The following is a 19,669-nucleotide window of genomic DNA, read 5'->3' on the forward strand; positions in this document are numbered from 1 at the left end:
GATCAGGGGCGGACGGGACGGTGCGGCCGGTGCGGTGGGGCGGCGTCCTCCGCGGCCGACGGGGCTCCGGGGCCGGGGGCGGCGGGCAGCACGACCGTGAACACCGTCCGGCCCGGGCGGGAGTCCACGGTGACGCTGCCGCCGTGTGCGTCGACGACGGCGTCCACGATGGCCAGGCCCAGTCCGGTGCCTCCGGCCTGGCGGGAGCGTGAGGCGTCGCCGCGGGCGAAGCGTTCGAAGATGCGCGGGAGCGCCTCGGGCGGGATGCCGGGGCCGTCGTCCTCGATCTCCAGGGCGGCGGCTGCGGGATGGGCCGGCGCGGGGCGGACGCGGGCGGTGACCGTCGTCCCCGGGGGCGTGTGGGTGGCGGCGTTGGCCAGCAGGTTCACCAGGACCTGGTGGAGACGGGCCGGGTCGGCGCGGACGACGGCCGGGGCGTCGGGCAGGTGCAGGCGCCAGTCGTGGTCGGTGCCGGCGGCCCGGGCGTCGGAGACGGCGTCGACGACGAGCGGGACGAGATCGGTGCTCTCGTAGGAGAGCGGGCGTCCGGCGTCGAGGCGCGCGAGCAGCAGCAGATCCTCCACCAGGAGGGTCATCCGGGCGGCCTCGGACTCGATGCGGCCGAGGGCGTGCCGGGTGTCGGGACCGACGGTACCGCTCTCCTTGCCCCTGCGGGTGAGTTCGGCGTAGCCGCGGATGGAGGCCAGGGGGGTGCGCAGTTCGTGGCTGGCGTCGGCGACGAAGCGCCGTACGCGCGTCTCGCTCTCCTGGCGGGCCGCGAGCGCGGAGCCGACGTGCCCGATCATCCGGTTGAGCGCGGCACCCACGCGGCCGACCTCGGTGCGCGGGTCGGCCTCGGGGCCGGGGACGCGTTCGCGGAGCACCACCTCGCCGCGGTGCAGCGGGGTCTCGGAGATCCGGGTGGCGGTGGCGGCCACCCGGCGCAGGGGGTGGAGGGCGACCGTGACCAGGGCGGTGCCCGCGATCCCGGCGGCTACCAGTCCGGCCGCGGTGACGCACACCTCGACGAGGACGAGGGTGGAGAGGGCGTCCTGCACGCCGGTGGTGGGGATGCCGACGAGGAAGGCGCCGCGTACGCCGGAGACGTAGGCGACCCGGTGCTCGCCGCGGCCGGGGATCCGCACGGTGTGCGGTTCACCGTCGCGGGGGGTCCGCTCCAGGGCGGCGGTCTGCGCCGGGTCCAGCCGGCTCTCGGTGGGGGCGGGCCCGGACGGCTCCGCCTGGGTGCTGGCGACGGCGCGGCCGACGGATCCGTCGGCGGTGACCTGGGCGCCCACGGTGCCCAGGGGGGCGCCGCCGCCGGTGACGAACTCCAGCGGTCCGCGGCGGAGCGGGTCCTGGGGCGGGGCCGCCGCGGCCTCCGCGGGCGGGCCCGAGGCGCGCATCCCCACCGCGGCCAGCTGGGAGTCGAGCTGACCGTAGAGGTAGGTGCGGAAGGCGATGGTGGTGACCGTGGCGATCACCGCGGCGACGACCGCGATCAGCAGTACGGAGGCGACGACCAGGCGCGCCCGCAGCGACCAGGGGCGGCGCCGTGGACGGCGGAGGGTGAAGAGGCGCTTCATTCCGCGGGTCTGATGAGGTAGCCGGCACCGCGGCGGGTGTGGATCATCGGGGCCCGGCCGGCGTCGATCTTCCGGCGCAGGTAGGAGATGTACAGCTCGACGACGTTGGCCTGGCCGCCGAAGTCGTAGTTCCAGACGCGGTCCAGGATCTGGGCCTTGCTCAGGACCCGGCGCGGGTTGCGCATCAGGTAGCGCAGCAGCTCGAACTCGGTGGCGGTGAGGTGGATCGACTCCCCGGCTCGGGCGACCTCGTGGCTGTCCTCGTCGAGGGTCAGGTCGCCGACGGCGAGCAGTGACTCGCTGCGGGCCGCGGCCGCACCGGAGCGCCGGATCAGGCCCCGCAGGCGGGCGACGACCTCCTCCAGGGAGAAGGGCTTGGTGACGTAGTCGTCTCCCCCGGCGGTCAGCCCGGCGATGCGGTCCTCGACGGCGTCCTTCGCCGTCAGGAACAGGACGGGGACGTCGGGCAGTTCGCCGCGGACCCGGCCGAGGACCGCCAGCCCGTCCATGTCGGGGAGCATGACGTCCAGGACGACCGCGTCGGGGCGGAACCGCCGGGCGGTGCGTACCGCGCCCGCGCCGTCGGCGCAGCTGCGGACCTCCCAGCCCTCGTAGCGCAGGGCCATCGACAGCAGTTCGCTCAGTGCGGCCTCGTCGTCGACGACGAGCACCCGGACCGGGCTGCCGTCCGGTCGGAGCATCTCGGTGCGCCGCTGGGGCGCGGTGGCGGTCATGCGGCCAGCCTGGGGCGCCGGGCTGAGACCTTCCTTGGGCGAACCTGTGAATTGGCTGAGAAGCGGACGGGGCCGCCGCAGCGTCCGGGGCGGCAGGGACGGGGCGGGCCAGGGCGCCGAGCAGGAGCGAGGGGCCGGGGCGCGGCGTCGCCGCCGCCCGCCCGACGGGCCGCGGGCGGCGATCCCCCGCGGGGGTCGGCACGCGCCGCCGGCGGCGGCTGCCCCGCGCGCGGTGGACCGTCCGGTAGCGCGGCGCGGCGTCCACCGCCCGCCGGCTCTACGCTCGTGACGGCACCTCACCCCTTGGGAGACTCACACATGGCCACCTTCGTACTCGTTCCCGGCGCCTGGCTCGGAGCGTGGGTCTGGGAAGACACCGCCGAAGCCCTGCGCGGGCACGGCCACACGGCACTGCCGCTGACGCTGACGGGCCTCGCCGAGCAGGCCGACCGGGGCGGGCCCGACACGGACCTGGAGACGCACATCGCCGACATCGCCGGTTTCGTCGAGCGGAACGACCTGCGCGACGTCACCCTGGTCGCCCACAGCTACGCGGCAGCTCCGGTCACCGGCGCGGCGGCGCGTCTCGGCGACCGGGTGGAGCGGGTGGTCTACGTCGACAGCGCCCCGTTCGCGACGGGCATGCGCATGCTGGACCTCATGCCGCCGGAGGAGGCGGACCGGCTGCGCCGGGAGGTGGCCGAATCGGGTGACGGATGGCGGCTGCCGATGCCTCCCTTCGAGGTGCTGGGCCGGTACGGCAGCGTCGAGGGGATCGACGCGGACCGGGAGGACGTGCTGCGCGCCCGGGCCACCGATCAGCCGTTCGGCACCTACACCCAGCCCCTGGCCGGTCCTGCAGAGCCAGGTGCCGACGTGGACCGTGTCCTGATCGCCTGCCGGGACTTCACCGGCATGCTGGAGGCCGGGGTGCCGATGCTGGCCTTCCTGGGCAGGCCGCCGTGGCGGCGCTTCGACCTGCCCACGGGGCACTGGCCGATGCTCTCGGCACCCGCGGATCTGGCCGGCCTCCTCGACGAGGCAGCCGCCTGACCCGCGGCCGGCACGGGCCCGGGGCGCCGCCGGAGCGTCGCCCCGGGCCTCCCCGGGCCGGGCCTCAGGCGGTGCCGCTCTCGACCGCCGTCTTGATGCGCCGTCCGAAGGCGGGGGCGTCCTTGCGGGCGGCGCCGCCGGCGAACGGGATGAGGAGCCTGCCGACCCCGTGCCCCTCCAGCACGTTGAAGATCCGCACCCGGGTTCCCCCGTCCCGGGTCGGCTCCAGGTCGTAGCCGCCCTCGCGGGCGGTGACGGCGTTGGTGGACACCTCGTGCCAGCGGATGCGGGTCGGAGCGCTGAGTTCGCTGATCTCGAAGTCGCGCACGGTCTTGACGCCGGCGTCCTTGACGGTGCTGTGGAAGACGGTGCCCACGGCGGTGGGGCCGGGCGGTGTCTTGGAGATCTCCAGCACGCGGGGGCTGAACTCGGGGTCGTGCTCGCCGTCCGCCAGATAGGCGAAGACGTCCTCGATGGGGCGGTCGATGTCGACCGTCGCCTCGAACTGGGTGCTCATCGTCTCTCCCGTGGGGTACCGCGCAGGTCGGCGCCGGATGCCGCCCGGGTGGCGGGCGGGGCGCTCGGCGGGACCTGGACGCAGGGACTCGTGCGGCGGGCCGGACCGGTCGTGGCCCTTCCACGGTAGCCCGATCGGGTGCGCCGCACCTGCCCGGGCGCCCGCGGCGGACGCGGCCGGGGGACGGCACCGGGTGGTCCCCCGTGCCGGGCGCGGCTATCGGCGCGTTGCGCCGCCCCGGGGCCCGGGGCTCCCGCCCGGCGCCGCCCGCGGCGGGCAGGGCGATCCCCGCGGGCGGCCCCTCAGGAGCCCCCGGGGCCGGGCGCGCACCGGGGCCGCGCCTCCTTCGCGGGTGCGGGCCCGAAGGCGTCCGCATGGTCGCGCGCCCAGGTGCGGAACGAGCCGGCGGGGCGCCCCAGGAGCGCGGGCACCGCGGCGCCCACCTCCTCCTTGCCCCCGGCGCGCAGCCGTTCCGCCTTCTCCATCAGGGCGTCGGCGACCTCCCGCGGATACCGCCTCCGCAGCGCCGCGCACGCCTCCTCCGCGTCCATCTCCTCGAAGCGGAGGCGGCGCCCCAGCGCCTCCCCCAGGTGCGCGGTCTGCTGCGCTGCGGAGACCGCCGCGGGCCCGGTCAGGGTGTAGCGGCGCCCGGCGTGCCCCTGCTCCGTCAGCGCCAGCACCGCGACGGCCGCCACATCGCGCGGGTCCACGCACGCATGGCCGGAGCGCCCGTACAGGGCGCGCACCACGCCGCGTTCACGCACCATCGGCGCCCAGGCGAGCGCGTTGGACATGAACGCGCGCGGGCGCAGCAGCGTCCATTCCAGGCCCGAGTGCTCCCAGAGTTCCTCGTTGCGGCGCTGCCATCGCGTGATCGCGTCGCCGGCCAGCGGGTCCAGTACCCCCGCGGCCGAGAGCTTGACCACGCGCCGGACCCCCGCCTCCCGGGCCGCGTCCAGGAAGCGCAGGTCGTCGTCCCCGATCCGGCTCGTGACCAGGAAGGCCGTCCGCGCCCCCCGGGCCGCGCGTAGCAGGGAGTCCTGGTCGCCGAAGTCCCCCCGGACGACGCGGACTTCCGGGCGCCCGCGGACGACGCGTTCCGGTGCCCGGGCCATGATGCGGGCCGGGAGTCCGGGCGGCAGCAGCCGCAGCACCTCCCGCCCGATGGTCCCCGTCGCTCCGGTGAGCAGAATCATCACGGCCCCTTCCCCGTCCCCGGTGGTCAACTCCGCTGTAAGATACGAACCGGGCGGTTTTTTTGCGACCCGCCGGGCGGGGAAGGGAGAAGCACACCGTGGCCGAGCAGGTGCGAGCCATCCGTACACGCAGGACCATTCTCCTGTCGGCCGCCAAGGTCTTCGAGGAGAACGGCTACCAGGCGGCCACCATCGCGCAGATCCTCACCGAGGCGGGCGTCACCAAGGGGGCGCTGTACTTCCACTTCCGCTCCAAGGAGGACCTCGCCCAGGGCGTCCTGACCGAGCAGGACCAGCAGCTCGCCGTCCCCGAGCACCCGGTGAAGGTGCAGGAGGTCGTCGACTCCATGATGGTGCACGCCTACCGCCTCCAGACCGACCCGATGGTGCGGGCCGGGGTGCGCCTCACCATGGATCAGCAGGCCAAGGGCCTGGACCGCAGCGGGCCCTTCCTGCGCTGGGCCGAGGTCGGCCGGACCCTGCTGCGGAGGGCGCAGGCGCAGGGGGAGCTGCTCCCCCACGTCGACCCCTCCGAGACGGCGGACGTCGTCGTGGCCTCCTTCGCGGGGATCCAGTCCATGTCGCAGGCCGTGTGCGACTACCGCGACCTGACCGGCCGGGTGGGGGCGCTGATGCGCCACGTCCTCCCCGGCGTCGTGGTGCCGTCCGTCCTCGCGTCCCTGGACCTGTCGGAGGGCCGGGGCGCGGCGGTGCACGCCCGGGCGCTGGAGCGCGCCGGAGGGGCGGAGCGCCCGGCCGAGGGGCGGAGCCCGGCGGACGCGCGCTGACGCGCCGCCCCTTGCGGCTCCGCCCGTTCACGGCCGCGGGGCCCCGGCCCGCGGCCCGAACCAGGCCGAGAGGGCCTCGCCGAGTTCCACGTCGCCCGGCGCCCAGGCGATGTAGCCGTCGGGCCGCAGGAGCAGCGCCTCGGCCGGGGCGTCGCCGGTCTCCGGGGCCCGCGCCACCCGCACGAGCGGGGCCCAGGCGCGTGCCGCCTCGCGGTGGGCCTCGCCCTTCTCCCCGAAGAGCAGCAGGACGGGCGCTCCCTCCCGCAGCAGGCCGACGACGTCCCCCCGGCCCTCCCCGGCCCTCCCGGTGGTGAGGGCCCGGTTCGGGAGGAACGTTCCGGCCGGGGGTGCGCCCCTTCCCGAGGCCGCCGGGTGGACGGTGTCCTGAGCACTGATCAGGCCGGCGAGGTACCGCTGCCCGTGCCCGTCGGCGACGACGTCCCGGAAGAGCTCGCGCAGCCGGTCGACCTCATGGCCGGGGCGCATCAGCCCGAGCTGGGCGCGGGTGTTGTCGACGACCCGGCGGGCGGCCGGGCGGCGCTCCCGGTCGTAGGTGTCCAGCAGTCCGTCGCCCGCCTCCCCGCGGACGACGAGCGCCAGCTTCCATCCGAGGTTCAGCGCGTCCAGCACCCCCGTGCTCAGCCCCTGCCCGCCGACGGGGAAGTGCAGGTGCGCCGCGTCGCCGACGAGGAGCACCCTGCCTGCGCGGAAGCTGCGGGCCAGCCGTGTGTAGTCGCTGAAGCGGCTGAGCCAGCGCCCCCGGGTGAGGGCGATCTCGCGGCCCGCGATCCGGGACGCCTCCCCGGCCAGCTCCTCCAGGGTGACCGGCAGCCGGTGCCCGGGGTGCGGCCCGGTGCAGTCCAGCGTGCGGATGTGCCGCTCGCCGTCCTGCGCGGACTTGACCGCGAGCCAGCCCCGGGGTGTGCGGTGCCAGCCGTCGGGCAGTGCTTCGGGGTCGTCGGGGGTCGCGACCCCCGCCAGGGCCGAGACGGTGGGGCCTTCGCTGTCGGCGCCGATGCCGGCGTGACCCCGGACCGTGCCGCGGGCTCCGTCCGCGCCCACGGCGTAGTCGGCGAGGAGGGTCAGCTCCCCCTGCGGGCCCTCGGCCCGGATCCGCACGCGCTCCGCGGTCCCGGTCGCCTCCCGTACGAGGCCGACGACGCGGTGGCCGCGCAGGAGGCGCACCCCGGCCGCGGCAGCCCGCGACTCGAAGTGGCGCTCGAGTTCCGCCTGCGGCCGCTTCAGCAGCGGCGGCGGTTCCGATGCCGGAGCCGTCAGGGGCAGCCCCGGCAGACCCGCGAAGTGGAAGTCCCGGGTGCCTCCTCCGGAGGACGGTGGAAGGTGGCCGCGCCGGACCAGGCACTGCACGGCCCTGGCGTGCAGCGTCGTCGCCCTGGGCTGGTCCGAGACGGCCGTGCGCTCCTCCAGCAGGACGGTGTCCACGCCGTAGCCGGCCAGTTCCGCGGCCAGGAGCAGGCCGACGGGCCCTCCTCCGACGACGACCACCTGAGTCCGCACTTCCGCCCCCTGCCGCGCACCGCGCCCCCTCGGCGCCCGCTGCCCGGGCGGCCGGGAACACCTCTACCCCGCCGGCCGGGCCGCCCATGCACCGCCGCGGACTGCTGCCGGAAACCGGCAGCAGCGCCGGTTCCGGGTCGTGCCGCCTCGCGCCCCGGGCCGGACGGGGCGGTGCCGAGGGGCGGGCGCGGGGTCACCGTGCCGCCTGGGCCAGGTCCGGCCAGCGGGATCCCGCGGGGGGACGGGCCCCGAGCGTCTCCCTGACGGCCGTGCGCCAGTCCTTGGCGGGCGCGTAGCCGAGCTTCCCTGCGGCACGGTCGCTCGGGCAGTACCAGTCCCGGGCGACATGGACGAGCGACCGGGTGAGGAAGGGGGCGGATCCGGGCAGCACCGGGTGGAGCGCCTCCATGAGGCCGCCGAAGGCGAAGCCCGCCCCGTAGGGGACGCTGAAGCGGGGCGCGGGCAGGCCCGTCTCCTCGCAGACGTACTCCAGCACCTCGCGCATGGTGGGGAAGGAGGGACCGCAGATGTTGAAGGACTCGTACGGGTCGAGTCCCTCCGCGAGCGCCGCCAGGGCCATGCCCTGCCCGAGGTCGGTGTCCGCGACGAGCGCGAGGCGGCTGCGGCCGCCGGAGAGCCAGGGCACCATCCTGGTCCGCAGGCGGGGGACGAGGGCGGGCACCATGCCGAGCGCGTTGCCCGCCCCCACGAAGTGGCCGAGCCTCAGGACGACCATCTCGGTGCCCTGCCCGGCCGTGGCGCGCATGTGGTGGTCGAGGTCGATGAGCCGGTCCGCGTGCGGCCAGAAACCCGTGGGGCGCAGGGGCGAGAGGTCGTCCACCGGGCCGCCGTCGCGGGAGGGCGTGCCGACGGCGACGGTCGAGGCCAGCACGAAGCGCCGCACGCCTGCCGAGCGGGCCCGGGCGAGGAGGTCGAGGGCGGGCTCCAGGAACAGCGTGCGCTCCTCGCGCCGGTGGCCCCAGAAGGCGCCCCAGGTCCCCGCGTGGCAGACGACGTCGATACCGCGGACGACGCTGCGCCGGTAGCCGGGGTCCCGCAGGTCCCCTGCCCGCACCTCGCCCGCGAAGCCCTCGGGCAGGCGGTCCGGGTCGCGGCATGCGGCCACGGGCTCGGCCCTCGGGTCGGCGGCCAGCGCGCTGAGGGTGTGGCCTCCGAGGAATCCGGTGGCTCCGGTGACAAGGACGCGCACCGCGTCCCGGGAGGGGGTCATGCGAGGGCTCCTTCGGGGTTCGGGGACGTCTCTGCGGGCCGCGTCACAGGGTGGCCAGCCAGCGGCGGAGCCGTCGGGCCTCGCCCTCGACGAGGGCGGGGTCCGCGAAGCCGTGGGCCAGCAGGCTCGCGCCCTGGAGCGCCGACAGCAGGTGGACGGCGAGCTGCCGGGGGGCCTCGTCGGTGCCGAGGGCGTCGAACCGCTCGGTGAGCCAGTCGAGGATGTCTGCGAGGACACCGCCGGCGCTCCGGGCCAACGGGCCTCCGTGCTTGCCGAGTTCACCGCAGAGGGTGCCCACGGGGCAGCCGCTGCGGGCGAGGGAGTCCCGGTTCTCCAGGGTCATGGAGACGAAGGAGTCGATCTCGGCACGGGGGTCCTTCCGGGCCTCCCACTGCTGTCTCAGGGCCGCCTGACGAGCCGCCTGCTCCTCGATCAGCGCCCGGCCGAGGTCCTCCTTGGTCCTGAAGTAGTAGTAGACGTTGCCCAGGGGTACCTCGGCCCTGCGGGCGATGTCGGCCAGGGTCGTGCGATGGAAGCCCTGTTCGTGGACGACGCCGACCGCCGCCTCCACCAGCCGGGCGCGCTTTCCGCTGTCCGTTCGACTCATATCAGTTAGTCAACTAACTCACTGAGCGGGTGTCAACCCCTGTCCGGGGCACGCCCGCCGGGGGCGCCGCACCGCGCCTCCCGGCCTGGCCCCCCGCCCCGCCCCTTCCGGCGCGGAGGGGGGGCGACCGCGGGCGCTACGCAGACCGGGCGGCCTCGCGGGCCAGCACGGCCGGCTTGCCGGACAGGGAGCGCGCCACCAGCCGGCCGACGCCGGGGAAGCCGGACAGCCGCATCGCCGCCCGCCTGAGGCGCAGGCGCGAGGCGGAGGCCGGCAGGAACCACTCGGCCGCCGCGCGGCCGGCCTCCTGCCGGTCCTCGACCACGGGTCGCCAGCGCGCCTCGTAGGCGGCGAGCCCGGCGTCCACGGACGCCGACCGTCCGAGCTCCTCGGCCAGCACATACGCACCGGCGATCCCGAGCGAGGCGCCCTGTCCGGCGAGGAGGGAGACGGCGTGGGCGGCGTCCCCGACCAGCGCGGTGCGCCCGCTGCTCCAGCGGTCCATCACGATCTGCGCCACCTGGTCGTAGTACACCTCCCCGGACGGCGGGCACGCACCCAGGGCACGGGGGACGACCCAGCCGAGCCCCCCGTAGGCGCGGCGCACCGCCTCGCGCACGTCCGGGGGGAGGGCGCCGCTCTCGGCACGGTGCACCCCGAACGCGGCGACGCGCCCGTCGCGCAGGCCGTACAGACCCATCTGGCGGTCGACGGTGTCCGTCATGCAGAAGCGGTCCCGCACCTGCGCGAAGATCTGCGGGTCGTCGAAGACGTAGGCGGCCGTGTGGAATCCCATGTACCGGAGGAAGGACGCCTCCTCGCCGAGGACCAGCCTCCGGACCGTCGAGTGCACGCCGTCGGCGCCGACCAGCAGGTCGGCCGTCTCGACGGTCCCGTCGAGGAGTGTCACGCGGACTCCGTCGGCGGTGTCGCGGACCGCGGTCGGGCCCGTTTCGAAGCGGAGGTCCACGGCCGCGGGGAGAGCCTCGCGCAGCGCCCGCTCCAGGTCGGGTCGCATGATGCTCAGCATCCTGCCGTCGAGGGCGCGGGCGAACCGCGTGTAGTCCAGACCCGCACGGCGGTGCCCGCGCTCGTCCACGAAGCCGGCCTCGTCGATCCGGTAGGCCAGTTCCTCCAACCGCGGCAGGAGGCCCATCGCCTCGGCCGCGTCGTAGCCCGGCCCGAAGAAGTCGACCATGTACCCCTGGGTCCGGGGCCCGGGAGCCCTCTCCACGACCACGACCTCCCAGCCCAGCGCGTCCAGCCGGTGCGCCAGCGCGAGTCCGGCGATTCCCGCCCCGCAGACCACTGCCTTCATGCCGTATCACCCGTTCCCTCGGCGGTCAGTCCCCCGCCGTAGATGGCCAGTACCTCCGGCGCCCAGCGTTCGAGGCCCTCGGCGGAGAGCGGATCGACCCCGAGGACCTCGGCCACCCTCGGACGCAGCAGCAGCAGCGCAAGATCGTTGACCAGCAGGAACGCCGCCCGCACCTGCGGGTCGCGGCCGCCGGACGCCTGACCCGCCCGCTCCATCTGCTCCAGGGCGCGCCGGCTGAGTTCGAAGAGCCGGCGGAACAGGGTCCGCCCCTCCTCCGATCCCGACAGCAGCAGGCGCCCCAGGTAGGCGGGCACCGGGGAGTCCGCGGGCAAATGGCGCAGCACGGCCGCCGCGAGGCCGTGCTGCGGTCCCTGCGCCGGCCCGCCCGCCGGGCTCCGGACCGCCACCTCGCCGAGGACCGCCTCGAAGACGGCCAGGACGTGCCGGTCCACCTCCTGCCGCAACCCGTCCTTGGAACCGAAGTGGTGCAGCACGAGCCCCGGGGACACCCCGGCGGCCTGGGCGATCTGCCGCACGGAGACCGCATCCGGCCCCGATGCGGCGAAGAGCCCCAGGGCCTCGTCCCTCATCACGGCGCGACTCGTCCGGTCGCCGTCACCTCTCATGACTGAACGCATGTTCAGCACATTAAACGCTTGTTCAGCCTGGGGCAAACGGCCGCCCGGCCCTCCCCTGCGGGGCCGGGCGGCCGGGTTCCCCCGGGGCACGGTGCAGAAAGAGGCGGGGCGGGCGGCAGCCCGCCCCGCCGCTCACCCGAACTGGCCGGGGCGGTAGTCGCCCGCGGGCTGGCGGACGAGGACGTTGACGCGGTTGTAGGCGTTGATGAGCGCGATGAGCGAGACCAGCGCGGCCAGTTGGTCCTCGTCGTAGTGGCGGGCCGCCTCGTCCCACGCCTCGTCCGTGACGCCTCCCGCGGCGTCGGCGATCCTGGTGCCCTGCTCCGTCAGCTCCAGGGCGGCCCGCTCGGCCTCGGTGAACACCGTGGCCTCGCGCCATGCCGCCACCAGGTGGAGGCGGGTCGCCGTCTCCCCGGCGTGCGCGGCCTCCTTGGTGTGCATGTCGGTGCAGAACCCGCAGCCGTTGATCTGGCTGGCACGGATCTTCACCAGCTCCTGGGTGGCGGCCGGCAGGGCCGAGCCGGCCACCACCGCCCCCACCGCGCGGATCCGCTTGAGGATGGCGGCGGAGACCGGGTTGGCGAAGAGGTCCATTCGGGCGTCCATGGTGAACTCCTGCGTTCTCGCGTGTGGTTTCACCTCCGTGACGGAGGGCGCCCGACGGGATGTGACACCCCGCCGTGTGATCTGCGCCTCACGGGCTGCCGGAGCGGTACCGGGTCCGCGACCCGGGCCGGCGCGGGTCCGCAGGTCGGCCCTTCCGGTTCCGCGACCCGGGCCGGCCGGCCGAGCCCGCCTCGCACGGCCGGCGGAACTCGACCTCCGGGTAGCGGGGCGACGGCGCGTCGAGCAGCGGGGCGGGGCGCCCCCGGAGGAACCGGTCGAGGAACGCGCGCACATGGACACGGACGAGCGTCGTGGAGCGGGCGGGGTCGAGGGTGCCCAGCAGCGCGGCCCCGGAGACGACCGGCCCCGGCCGCCGCGCGGCAGCCGGGGCCATGCGGCGCAGCGCCTTCGGACATCCCCGCGGAAAAACGCTCCCCCTCCTCTTCCCCGGAGCAGCGCGGCATCCGGCCCCCTTTTCCCGAAGGGCTTCACCCGCGCATCCCGAAGCGCAGCGCATTTCCTCGGAATTTCCCGTTTCGCCCGCGCCTCGGCGGCAAGACGCACCAACATCGGACACCACGACTTCAGGGAGTGAGACGATGTCGGGCGAGAAGAAGGCCAAGGCCCGGGTCGAGCAGGTCAGGGGAAAGGTCAAGGAGACCCTCGGCCGCGCGCTCGGCGATGAGCGCAAGACCGCCGAAGGCCGCACCGAGCGGTCCAAGGGCGATGCACGCCAGGCCAAGGAGAAGATCAAGGACATGTTCCGCCGCTGAGGCGCCGGGGCACCGGAGCGGGGCCGCACACCGGGTGCGGAGCCCCGCTCCTTCGCGTGTGCACCCGCTCACGCCACCCGCCGCCGCCTGCGCGACCGCAACGCAGCGACGCGGAGCGCAGGGACGCATCCGGATTCCGGCCGTGGCGCGGGAATACGTCCGCGGGGGTCCGGAGGAATTCCCCGGACCCCCGCGGACGTAGTTCGGCAGCCGCCCTCTCAGGGGAGCGTGCGACCGCCTACCAGCGGTACCAGCGGCCACGCCGGCCCGCACCCGCCGCCGGACGGATGACGAATCCGAGCAGCCAGACGACCAGCACGACGGCGGCAATCCACCAGAGCGCCTTCAATGCGAATCCGGCGCCGAACAGAATCACGGCGAGAAGCAGAACAAGAAGGACGGGGACCATGTCTATCAACCTCCTTCGACGCTGGTTCCCCTGACGTCCCGAAGCACACCTGCCGCTTTTCCTCGCGCCGGACCGGGTGCGGAATCCCTCTGCGCAACGGCAGTGCTCTGCGCAGCGCGAGGGGCACCGCGGGAACAGCCGGGAGGCTCATCGCGGAGGCCCGGTCCGCGTGCCGTCGGCGAGTCGGGCCGTGACGGCGACCGGCGTGTCGGCGGCCGCGGCGACGGCGGCCGTCGTCGCCGCCACGCTCGTGTCGAGTCCCCCACCGAGATCGAGGCGTACGGTGGCCCGGCTGCCCGCCGCCAGGACGAACCAGTTCCCTCCGGGCGAGCGCCAGCGGGTCCCCGCCGCGACATGGCGGCCGACGTGGGTGCACGCGGCCGTGTCCCGGGCCCGGGCGACGACGCGGCCGGGCGTCCCCGGGCCGGATCCCGGGGGCTGGAAGCGGACGGCGACCTCCCCCCGGCCCTGCCAGGTGTCCGCCCGGGTGCAGACCCAGGCCGCCGGCCCCGCGCCCTCGGGCAGGTCCTGGCGGGCGAAGACCCAGTCGTTCACGGCGCGCACACCCTGGTCCCTGAGGCCTCGCAGCGTGCAGGCGCTGCGCGCCCAACTGGCCAGGGCGGAGGGCGAAACGGCCTCGCGGGGCCGGCCTGCAGGCGCGCCCGCGCCCGGTGGGGGCGTGTGGGTGAGGTGGACGGGTGTCAGACCGCCGAGGTCGGTGAGCAGGAAGCCGTGCCGCTCGGCGATCCGCGTCGAGGAGCGCAGCACCAGCACCGGCCAGGTGTCGCAGGGCCCGTCGGCGGCCGGGGCGGGGACCGGTTCGGTGACACCCGCGCGGGTGTCGATCGGGCGGGTGGCGGCTTGCGGCTCCCTGAGGTCCCGTGCCCCGGTCCGGGCGATCCAGGGGGCCAGCAGGTAGCGGGTGCCGCGCGCGCCCCGGGTCAGGGCGACCGCGGCCGCGGTGGTGACATCGGCCCGGTCGGTGCGTGCGAGGTGCAGTTCGGGCGGGTCCTCACCGCCGCCGCTCTCCGTGTAGCGGGCCAGGCGTGTTCCGTCGTGCAGTAGGACCACGTCGACCCCGTCGAGCCGGTCGGCGAAGAGCAGCGACGGAGGCCCGGCGGGCGGCTGGGCACCGGTGTCGGCGGCCGTGGACGGACGGGGGGCGTCCGCCGTTCCCGCCCAGGCGTCCAGCGCCCGCTGGAGCAGCCCCAGGTCACCGCGCCGCCCACCGCGCGCAGGCCATGCGGTGAAGTCGACGCGGGCGGTGCGCTCCCACCGGTCGAAGGGGGCGGTGCGCAGGGCGGCGGCGTCCGGGGCACGGGGCGCCGTCCGCCCGGGAGGTCCCGCGGCCGGGCCCGCCGGGCCGTCCCCCGACCCCCACAGCGCCGCTGCCCCCAGGAGGCAGACCGCGAGGACCGCGACCGCGGTGCGGGTCAGTGCCCGGCGGCGCAGCAGGTCGGTGGGGTGCAGCCGCACCTGGCCCGGATCGAACTCGGCCGCCCGCAAGATCCTTCCTGCGTCGGCGAGGGCCGCCGGGCCGGACGTCGCCCGGACGGCGGCGAGCGGATCCGGGACCCCGGCCCTGGCCAGGACCTCGGCGGCTTCGGGTGCGGGGAGGGCGTCGACGGCGGTGAGCGCGAGGACGGCACGGGCTTCGGGAGGCAGGAGCGACAGCGCGCGGGCGGCGGCGAGTTCGTCCGCGCCGCCCATGCGCGGTGCCATCCGCAGTCCGAGGACGAGGGGCAGTCCCGCGGTGGTCCAGGGTCTGCGCGGCGCGGCGAGGCAGTACCGGACGAGGCGCACCCGGCTCTGCCCGTACCCGGCGGTGCCGCCGCGGCGGCCTGCCAGGGCGCGCTGGGCGAGGGTGTGCGAGGCGATCACGGCGCGGTGGGCGCCCAGGGCCGGCAGGAGGACGAGGTAGGCGATCCTGACGAGTCGGCCGTACGGCGCGGCGGGGGCGTGGACGGGCTCGTCGTCGCGGGCGTGCCCGGGGCCCGGGGCGCCGCCCGGGCCCTCGGGTGCCACGGGATCGGGCGGATTCGGCATGTGTCCTCGGCTCGTGGTTCGTCGGACGGTCAGGTACGCCGTCCGGGTCAACGAGTGGTCACGGGCCGCGGTCACCCCGGCCGGTGGCGGGGCACACGTTCCGCCGATCCGCGTCTCAGGTGTTCGGGTCGTGTGCGGACGGGGCCACGGCGGGGCGGGGACCGGACGCCGGGAGGGTGCCGCGTGCCTCGGCCGCCGCGCGTGCCGCCGCCTCCCGTGCGGCCTGCTCCGGGTGGCGCCGCCGCCAGTAGGGGTTGTCGTGCCCGAGCTTGCTGGAGACCCGCCCGTACATCCCGAAGGTGAGGATCACCAGGCCCATGACGAAACTGAAGATCACGTTGGTCATGCCGAAGTCGAGGACGTTGGCGGGGCGGTCCAGCACCGCCAGGTGGGCGAAGCCGCTGAGGACGAAGAGCGCACCGACCGTCATGTTGAGGGTCGACGCCGCGTTCCCGCCGATCACGCCGCCGGCGATCAGGACGAGGCCCACCACGGTCGACAGGACGCTGAGGGCGACGTTGGTGGTCATGCCCGCGATGGTGTCGCCCGAGGTGGAGAACGGGCTGAGGGCGTCGGCGAAGCCGAGGCAGCCGAACACGATCAGGACCAGGCCGCAGAAGGCGGCGCCGTAGCGGTAGACGGTCGCCAGGTGGTGGTCGACCGGGAGTTCGTCGCGGAGTCTCATGCCGCTTGTTCGGAGCCGGGACCACCGGGGGATGCATTTCCTCCGGATCTGCACCCTTGTGGACCCTTGCGTGCTCTCGGCCCCCTCCCCGCGGTGACGGAGCCCGGCGGGCACCCGTGCCGGTCGGCCACGGGGCGCTCCCCTCCTCCGGGGCCCTGCCGGCGGCGTACGGTGGTCGCGAGGCACCCGGCCCCCGGCGGCCTCGGCGCCGACCAATCCCCGGCGGTGACGTCTCCGAATGCCAGCTGTGACGACCGAGAAGCGTGTACCCCTGCTCCGCGGCCTCGCCGCCGCGAGCGGCCTGCTGGCCGCCTTCGCCTCGCTCGCGGCGGCGGAACTCGCCGCGGCCGCCGTCCGGCCCGGGGCGGGGCCGGTGGCAGCCGTCGGCGGGAGCGCGATCGACCTCACGCCCGCGCCGGTGAAGGACTGGGCCATCCGCACCTTCGGGGAGGACGACAAGCTCGTCCTGCGGCTCGGGATCCTGGCCGTCCTCGCCCTGTGCGGCGCGGCCGTGGGCCTGCTCGCGCTGCGGCACCGCCGGGCGGGCTCCGCAGCGGTGCTGGCGTTCGGCGCGGTGGGGGCGGCCGCGGCGCTCGGCCGCCCGGACTCGGCGTCGTGGACGGACGCGATCCCGTCGGCGGCCGGGGCTGCGGCCGGGGCGGCGGTGCTGTACCTGCTGGCCGGCAGGCTCCAGGCGGCCCGCACCGCCGGCCCGCAGGGTGCGGAAGGCCCGGCCTGGGACCGCCGCGGGTTCCTCGTCGCCGCGGGGGCGGTGGCCGCCGCGTCGGCCGGGGCGGGCGCCGTGGGCCGCCTCCTCGCCGGACTCCGGGGCGGGGACGCGGTGGCCTCGCGCGAGGCGGTGGTGCTGCCCGCGCCCGCGTCGCCCGCACCGGCCGTTCCCCGGGGGGCCGCGCTCAGGATCCCCGGCATCACGCCGTTCACCACGCCCACCGGGGACTTCTACCGCGTCGACACGGCCCTGGTGGTGCCCAAGGTCGATGCCGGGGCCTGGCGGCTGCGCCTGCACGGCACGGGCGTGCGGCGACCGGTGGAGCTGTCGCTGCCGGACCTGCTCGCACGCGAGCTCATCGAGCGTGACATCACCCTGACCTGCGTCTCCAACGAGGTCGGCGGCCCCTACACGGGGAGCGCGCGGTGGCTGGGCGTGCGGTTGGCGGACCTGCTGGAGGAGGCCGGCGTGCGGCCGCCCTCGCGGGGCGGCCCGGCGGACCAGCTGGTGGCGCGCTCGGTGGACGGAATGACGCTGGGCACACCGGTCGAGGACGTCATGGACGGCCGCGACGCGCTGCTCGCCGTGGGCATGAACGGCGCTCCGCTCCCCTTCGACCACGGCTTCCCCGTCCGGATGGTCGTCCCGGGCCTCTACGGGTACGTCTCCGCGTGCAAGTGGGTGAAGGAGCTGGAGCTGACCACCTTCGACGCCTACGACCCCTACTGGGTCGAGCGTTCCTGGGCGCGCAGGGCCCCGGTGAAGACGCAGTCCCGGATCGACACGCCCAGGCCCTTCGCCCGGCCCGCGCGGGGCACGGTCATGGTCGCGGGTGTGGCCTGGGCGCAGCATCGGGGCGTGGAGAAGGTGGAGGTGAGGGTCGACGACGGGCCCTGGGTGCCGGCCGACCTGGCCGCCGAGCACACGGTGGACACCTGGCGCCAGTGGTCCTTCCCCTGGCGGGCGACGCCGGGCTCGCACACGCTCACCGTACGGGCCACCGACCGGACCGGGCGGACGCAGCCCGAGCGGCGCGCCCGGCCGATCCCCGACGGGGCCACGGGCTGGCACTCCGTGGTGGTGACGGTGGATTAGCGCGCCGGGCGTCAGGCGCCGTCGGCCCTCGCGTCCGCCCGGGCGGCCCGCCGGGCCGCGGCGCTCTCGATCAGCATGTCCAGGGCGGCCGGGTAGGCGCTGACGTTCATCTCCGCGACGAGGTACGGGGCGGAGCCCGCGATCCGGGGGTGGGTGCCCGCGGGCAGCCGCGCGTAGGTCGCCTGCCAGACGGCCTCGTCCGCCTCGCGCGCCTCCTGCGGCAGGGCCAGTGCGGCGGCGTCGAGGGCGGCGAAGGCCAGGGCCTGGTCGATGAAGCAGTGGTACACCCGCACGGCCTCGGGCACCGGGAAGCCCGCGCGGTGCAGCACCCCGAGAACGGCCTCGTCGGCCGCGATCTCGTTGGCGCGGCCCGAGACCCGGCTGGCCGTGAGGACCGCCGCCTGCGGGTGGGCGAGGTAGGCGGAGTGGACACGCCGGCCGAGGGTGCGCAGGTCGTGCTGCCAGTCCTCGGTCGGCGACCAGCCGTCCAGGGCACGGCCGATCAGTTCGTCGCCGATGGCCAGGACGAGCTCGTCCATGCCGCGGAAGTAGCGGTACAGGGCGCTCGGATCGGCTCCGAGGGCCAGCCCGAGACGGCGGGCGGTGAGTCCGGTGCCTCCGTGCTCGCGGAGCATCCGCAGGGCCGTGTGCACGATGAGCCGTTCGGAGAGCACCGCGCCCTGCTTGGTCGGCCTGCGGCGCCGGCGGTCGCCTTCGGCGACGACGTTCTTGGGCATTCCGGGTCCGTTTCGTCGGCATTCGCGTGGACCTTATGCCAACGCCATTGACCGTGGCAACCGGGTTGCGTTGGATCGGGCCGACGGCGCGGAGCGCCCGTCATGAACGGAAAGGACCTGCTATGCGCATCTTGCTGATCGGTGCGGGCGGTGTCGGCACGGCCGTCACCCGCATCGCCGCCCGGCGCGGCTTCTTCGAGCGGATGGTCGTCGCCGACTACGACCTGGGCCGGGCCGAGGCGGCCGTGGCGGCGGTTCGCGGCGAGGGGGCGCAGGAGCGCTTCGCGGCGGCGCGGCTGGACGCCTCCGACGAGGAGCAGGTGCGCGCCCTGCTCGCGTCGGAGCGCTGCGACGTGCTCCTGAACGCCACGGACCCGCGGTTCGTGATGCCGCTGTTCCGGGCCGCGCTCGCCGTCGGGGCGAACTACCTGGACATGGCGATGTCCCTGTCGCGACCGCATCCCGAGCTGCCCTACGAGCGCACCGGCGTGATGCTCGGCGACGAGCAGTTCGCGCTGGCGGAGGCATGGGAGCGCTCGGGGCGCCTGGCCCTGGTGGGCATGGGGGTGGAGCCGGGGCTGTCGGACGTCTTCGCCCGCTACGCGGCCGAGGAGCTGTTCGACACCATCGAGGAGGTCGGGGTCCGCGACGGGGCGAACCTCACCGTCGAGGGCCACGACTTCGCACCCTCGTTCAACATCTGGACCACCATCGAGGAGTGCCTCAACCCTCCGGTGGTCTACGAGAAGGACCGGGGCTGGTTCACCACCGAGCCGTTCAGCGAGCCGGAGGTCTTCGACTTCCCCGGCGGCATCGGGCCGGTGGAGTGCGTCAACGTCGAGCACGAGGAGGTGCTGCTGATCCCGCGGTGGGTGGACGCACGGCGGGTCACCTTCAAGTACGGCCTCGGCGAGGAGTTCATCAACGCACTGCGCGTGCTGCACCGCATCGGTCTGGACCGCACCGAGCCGGTGGCCGTGACCGCGGCGGACGGTTCCCGGGTCGAGGTCTCCCCGCGCGACGTGGTGGCGGCCTGCCTCCCCGACCCGGCGGCCCTCGGCGACCGGATGCAGGGCAGCACGTGCGCCGGAACCTGGGTGAAGGGCACCCGCGAGGGGCGGCCGCGCGAGGTCTACCTCCACCACGTCGTCGACAACGCCTGGTCCATGAAGGAGTACGGCAGCCAGGCCGTGGTCTGGCAGACGGCCGTGAACCCGGTGGTGGCCCTGGAGCTGATCGCCTCGGGCACCTGGTCGGGAACCGGGGTCCTGGGTCCCGAGGCCCTTCCGCCGCGCCCCTTCCTGGACCTCCTCACCGCCTACGGCTCGCCCTGGGGCATGCGCGAGCAGTAGGCCCGTGGGGCGCGGTCGGCGTCCCCGCCCCCGGGCGGGGGCGCTGCGGC

General features: G+C 75.5%; 20 protein-coding genes. 5 read left to right on the forward strand and 15 right to left on the reverse strand.

The genetic code is table 11. From position 1 onward, the window contains the following. Positions 1–2 precede the first annotated feature (2 nt). The gene (locus ACGF15_RS06940) at positions 3–1,586 is read right to left on the reverse strand and encodes a sensor histidine kinase (RefSeq protein ID WP_392797102.1); all 1,584 of its coding nucleotides are present in this window, start codon (positions 1,584–1,586) and stop codon (positions 3–5) included. Further along, the gene (locus ACGF15_RS06945; protein WP_345615791.1) at positions 1,583–2,320 is read right to left on the reverse strand and encodes a response regulator transcription factor; all 738 of its coding nucleotides are present in this window, start codon (positions 2,318–2,320) and stop codon (positions 1,583–1,585) included. Before ACGF15_RS06945 ends, ACGF15_RS06940 begins: the two co-directional genes overlap by 4 nt. Before the next feature lie 318 nt (positions 2,321–2,638). Here ACGF15_RS06945 and ACGF15_RS06950 point away from each other — a divergent pair, with 318 nt between their 5' ends. Next, a complete protein-coding gene (locus tag ACGF15_RS06950; RefSeq protein WP_362614270.1) occupies positions 2,639–3,373 on the forward strand; it encodes an alpha/beta hydrolase in 735 nt (244 codons plus the stop codon). Between the two features lie 64 nt (positions 3,374–3,437). On the opposite strand, the gene ACGF15_RS06955 is transcribed toward ACGF15_RS06950, so the two are convergent. Together ACGF15_RS06955 and ACGF15_RS06960 are read right to left on the reverse strand one after the other, a co-directional pair. Continuing rightward, positions 3,438–3,890, reverse strand: coding sequence for an SRPBCC family protein (locus ACGF15_RS06955; protein WP_345615793.1), 453 nt, complete (start codon positions 3,888–3,890; stop codon positions 3,438–3,440). 302 nt (positions 3,891–4,192) lie between these two features. After that, the gene (locus tag ACGF15_RS06960; RefSeq protein WP_362614274.1) at positions 4,193–5,086 is read right to left on the reverse strand and encodes an NAD(P)H-binding protein; all 894 of its coding nucleotides are present in this window, start codon (positions 5,084–5,086) and stop codon (positions 4,193–4,195) included. Between the two features lie 98 nt (positions 5,087–5,184). Here ACGF15_RS06960 and ACGF15_RS06965 point away from each other — a divergent pair, with 98 nt between their 5' ends. After that, the gene (locus ACGF15_RS06965) at positions 5,185–5,874 is read left to right on the forward strand and encodes a ScbR family autoregulator-binding transcription factor (protein ID WP_362614277.1); all 690 of its coding nucleotides are present in this window, start codon (positions 5,185–5,187) and stop codon (positions 5,872–5,874) included. Positions 5,875–5,901: 27 nt separating this feature from the next. Here ACGF15_RS06965 and ACGF15_RS06970 read toward each other — a convergent pair whose 3' ends face one another. The 7 genes from ACGF15_RS06970 to ACGF15_RS07000 form a co-directional block, all read right to left on the reverse strand. Further along, complete coding sequence (locus ACGF15_RS06970; RefSeq protein ID WP_392797103.1) at positions 5,902–7,392, reverse strand: FAD-dependent monooxygenase; 1,491 nt, start codon at positions 7,390–7,392, stop codon at positions 5,902–5,904. A 193-nt stretch (positions 7,393–7,585) separates the two neighbouring features. After that, positions 7,586–8,623 (reverse strand): NAD-dependent epimerase/dehydratase family protein, encoded by a 1,038-nt coding sequence (locus ACGF15_RS06975; protein ID WP_345615797.1) that lies wholly within the window; start codon positions 8,621–8,623, stop codon positions 7,586–7,588. A 43-nt stretch (positions 8,624–8,666) separates the two neighbouring features. Further along, a complete protein-coding gene (locus ACGF15_RS06980) occupies positions 8,667–9,230 on the reverse strand; it encodes a TetR/AcrR family transcriptional regulator (RefSeq protein ID WP_392797104.1) in 564 nt (187 codons plus the stop codon). Between the two features lie 136 nt (positions 9,231–9,366). Further along, positions 9,367–10,548, reverse strand: a complete 1,182-nt coding sequence (locus ACGF15_RS06985) for an FAD-dependent oxidoreductase (RefSeq protein WP_392797105.1) — start codon at positions 10,546–10,548, stop codon at positions 9,367–9,369. Then, on the reverse strand, positions 10,545–11,186 hold the full coding sequence (locus tag ACGF15_RS06990) for a TetR/AcrR family transcriptional regulator (RefSeq protein WP_392797106.1): 642 nt from the start codon (positions 11,184–11,186) through the stop codon (positions 10,545–10,547). Before ACGF15_RS06990 ends, ACGF15_RS06985 begins: the two co-directional genes overlap by 4 nt. A 132-nt stretch (positions 11,187–11,318) precedes the next feature. Continuing rightward, the gene (locus tag ACGF15_RS06995) at positions 11,319–11,792 is read right to left on the reverse strand and encodes a carboxymuconolactone decarboxylase family protein (RefSeq protein ID WP_345615801.1); all 474 of its coding nucleotides are present in this window, start codon (positions 11,790–11,792) and stop codon (positions 11,319–11,321) included. 88 nt (positions 11,793–11,880) lie between these two features. After that, positions 11,881–12,186: a hypothetical protein gene (locus ACGF15_RS07000; protein WP_392797107.1), complete on the reverse strand. Its 306-nt coding sequence runs from the start codon at positions 12,184–12,186 to the stop codon at positions 11,881–11,883. A 205-nt stretch (positions 12,187–12,391) separates the two neighbouring features. On the opposite strand from ACGF15_RS07000, the gene ACGF15_RS07005 reads away from it, so the two are divergent. Beyond that, positions 12,392–12,565: a CsbD family protein gene (locus ACGF15_RS07005; RefSeq protein WP_345615802.1), complete on the forward strand. Its 174-nt coding sequence runs from the start codon at positions 12,392–12,394 to the stop codon at positions 12,563–12,565. Between the two features lie 238 nt (positions 12,566–12,803). Here the strand turns inward: ACGF15_RS07005 and ACGF15_RS07010 are convergent, their stop codons facing one another. From ACGF15_RS07010 to ACGF15_RS07020, 3 genes are all read right to left on the reverse strand, one after another. Further along, positions 12,804–12,974, reverse strand: coding sequence for a hydrophobic protein (locus ACGF15_RS07010; protein ID WP_256523470.1), 171 nt, complete (start codon positions 12,972–12,974; stop codon positions 12,804–12,806). 147 nt (positions 12,975–13,121) lie between these two features. After that, the gene (locus ACGF15_RS07015) at positions 13,122–15,020 is read right to left on the reverse strand and encodes a hypothetical protein (protein ID WP_392797108.1); all 1,899 of its coding nucleotides are present in this window, start codon (positions 15,018–15,020) and stop codon (positions 13,122–13,124) included. 115 nt (positions 15,021–15,135) lie between these two features. Beyond that, positions 15,136–15,705: a DUF4383 domain-containing protein gene (locus tag ACGF15_RS07020; RefSeq protein ID WP_345615804.1), complete on the reverse strand. Its 570-nt coding sequence runs from the start codon at positions 15,703–15,705 to the stop codon at positions 15,136–15,138. Between the two features lie 238 nt (positions 15,706–15,943). On the opposite strand from ACGF15_RS07020, the gene ACGF15_RS07025 reads away from it, so the two are divergent. Continuing rightward, entirely contained in the window at positions 15,944–17,530 is a 1,587-nt protein-coding gene (locus tag ACGF15_RS07025; RefSeq protein WP_362615324.1) for a molybdopterin-dependent oxidoreductase, read from the forward strand. 11 nt (positions 17,531–17,541) lie between these two features. Here the strand turns inward: ACGF15_RS07025 and ACGF15_RS07030 are convergent, their stop codons facing one another. Beyond that, positions 17,542–18,267, reverse strand: coding sequence for a TetR/AcrR family transcriptional regulator (locus ACGF15_RS07030; RefSeq protein ID WP_345615806.1), 726 nt, complete (start codon positions 18,265–18,267; stop codon positions 17,542–17,544). A gap of 122 nt (positions 18,268–18,389) precedes the next feature. Between ACGF15_RS07030 and ACGF15_RS07035 the strand changes: the two genes are divergently transcribed. Beyond that, positions 18,390–19,619 (forward strand): saccharopine dehydrogenase C-terminal domain-containing protein, encoded by a 1,230-nt coding sequence (locus tag ACGF15_RS07035; protein WP_345615807.1) that lies wholly within the window; start codon positions 18,390–18,392, stop codon positions 19,617–19,619. The last annotated feature ends 50 nt before the right edge of the window (positions 19,620–19,669 follow it).

The sequence above is a fragment of the Streptomyces sp. NPDC048001 genome (assembly GCF_043203115.1).
Classification (GTDB): Bacteria; Actinomycetota; Actinomycetes; order Streptomycetales; family Streptomycetaceae; genus Streptomyces; species Streptomyces sanyensis.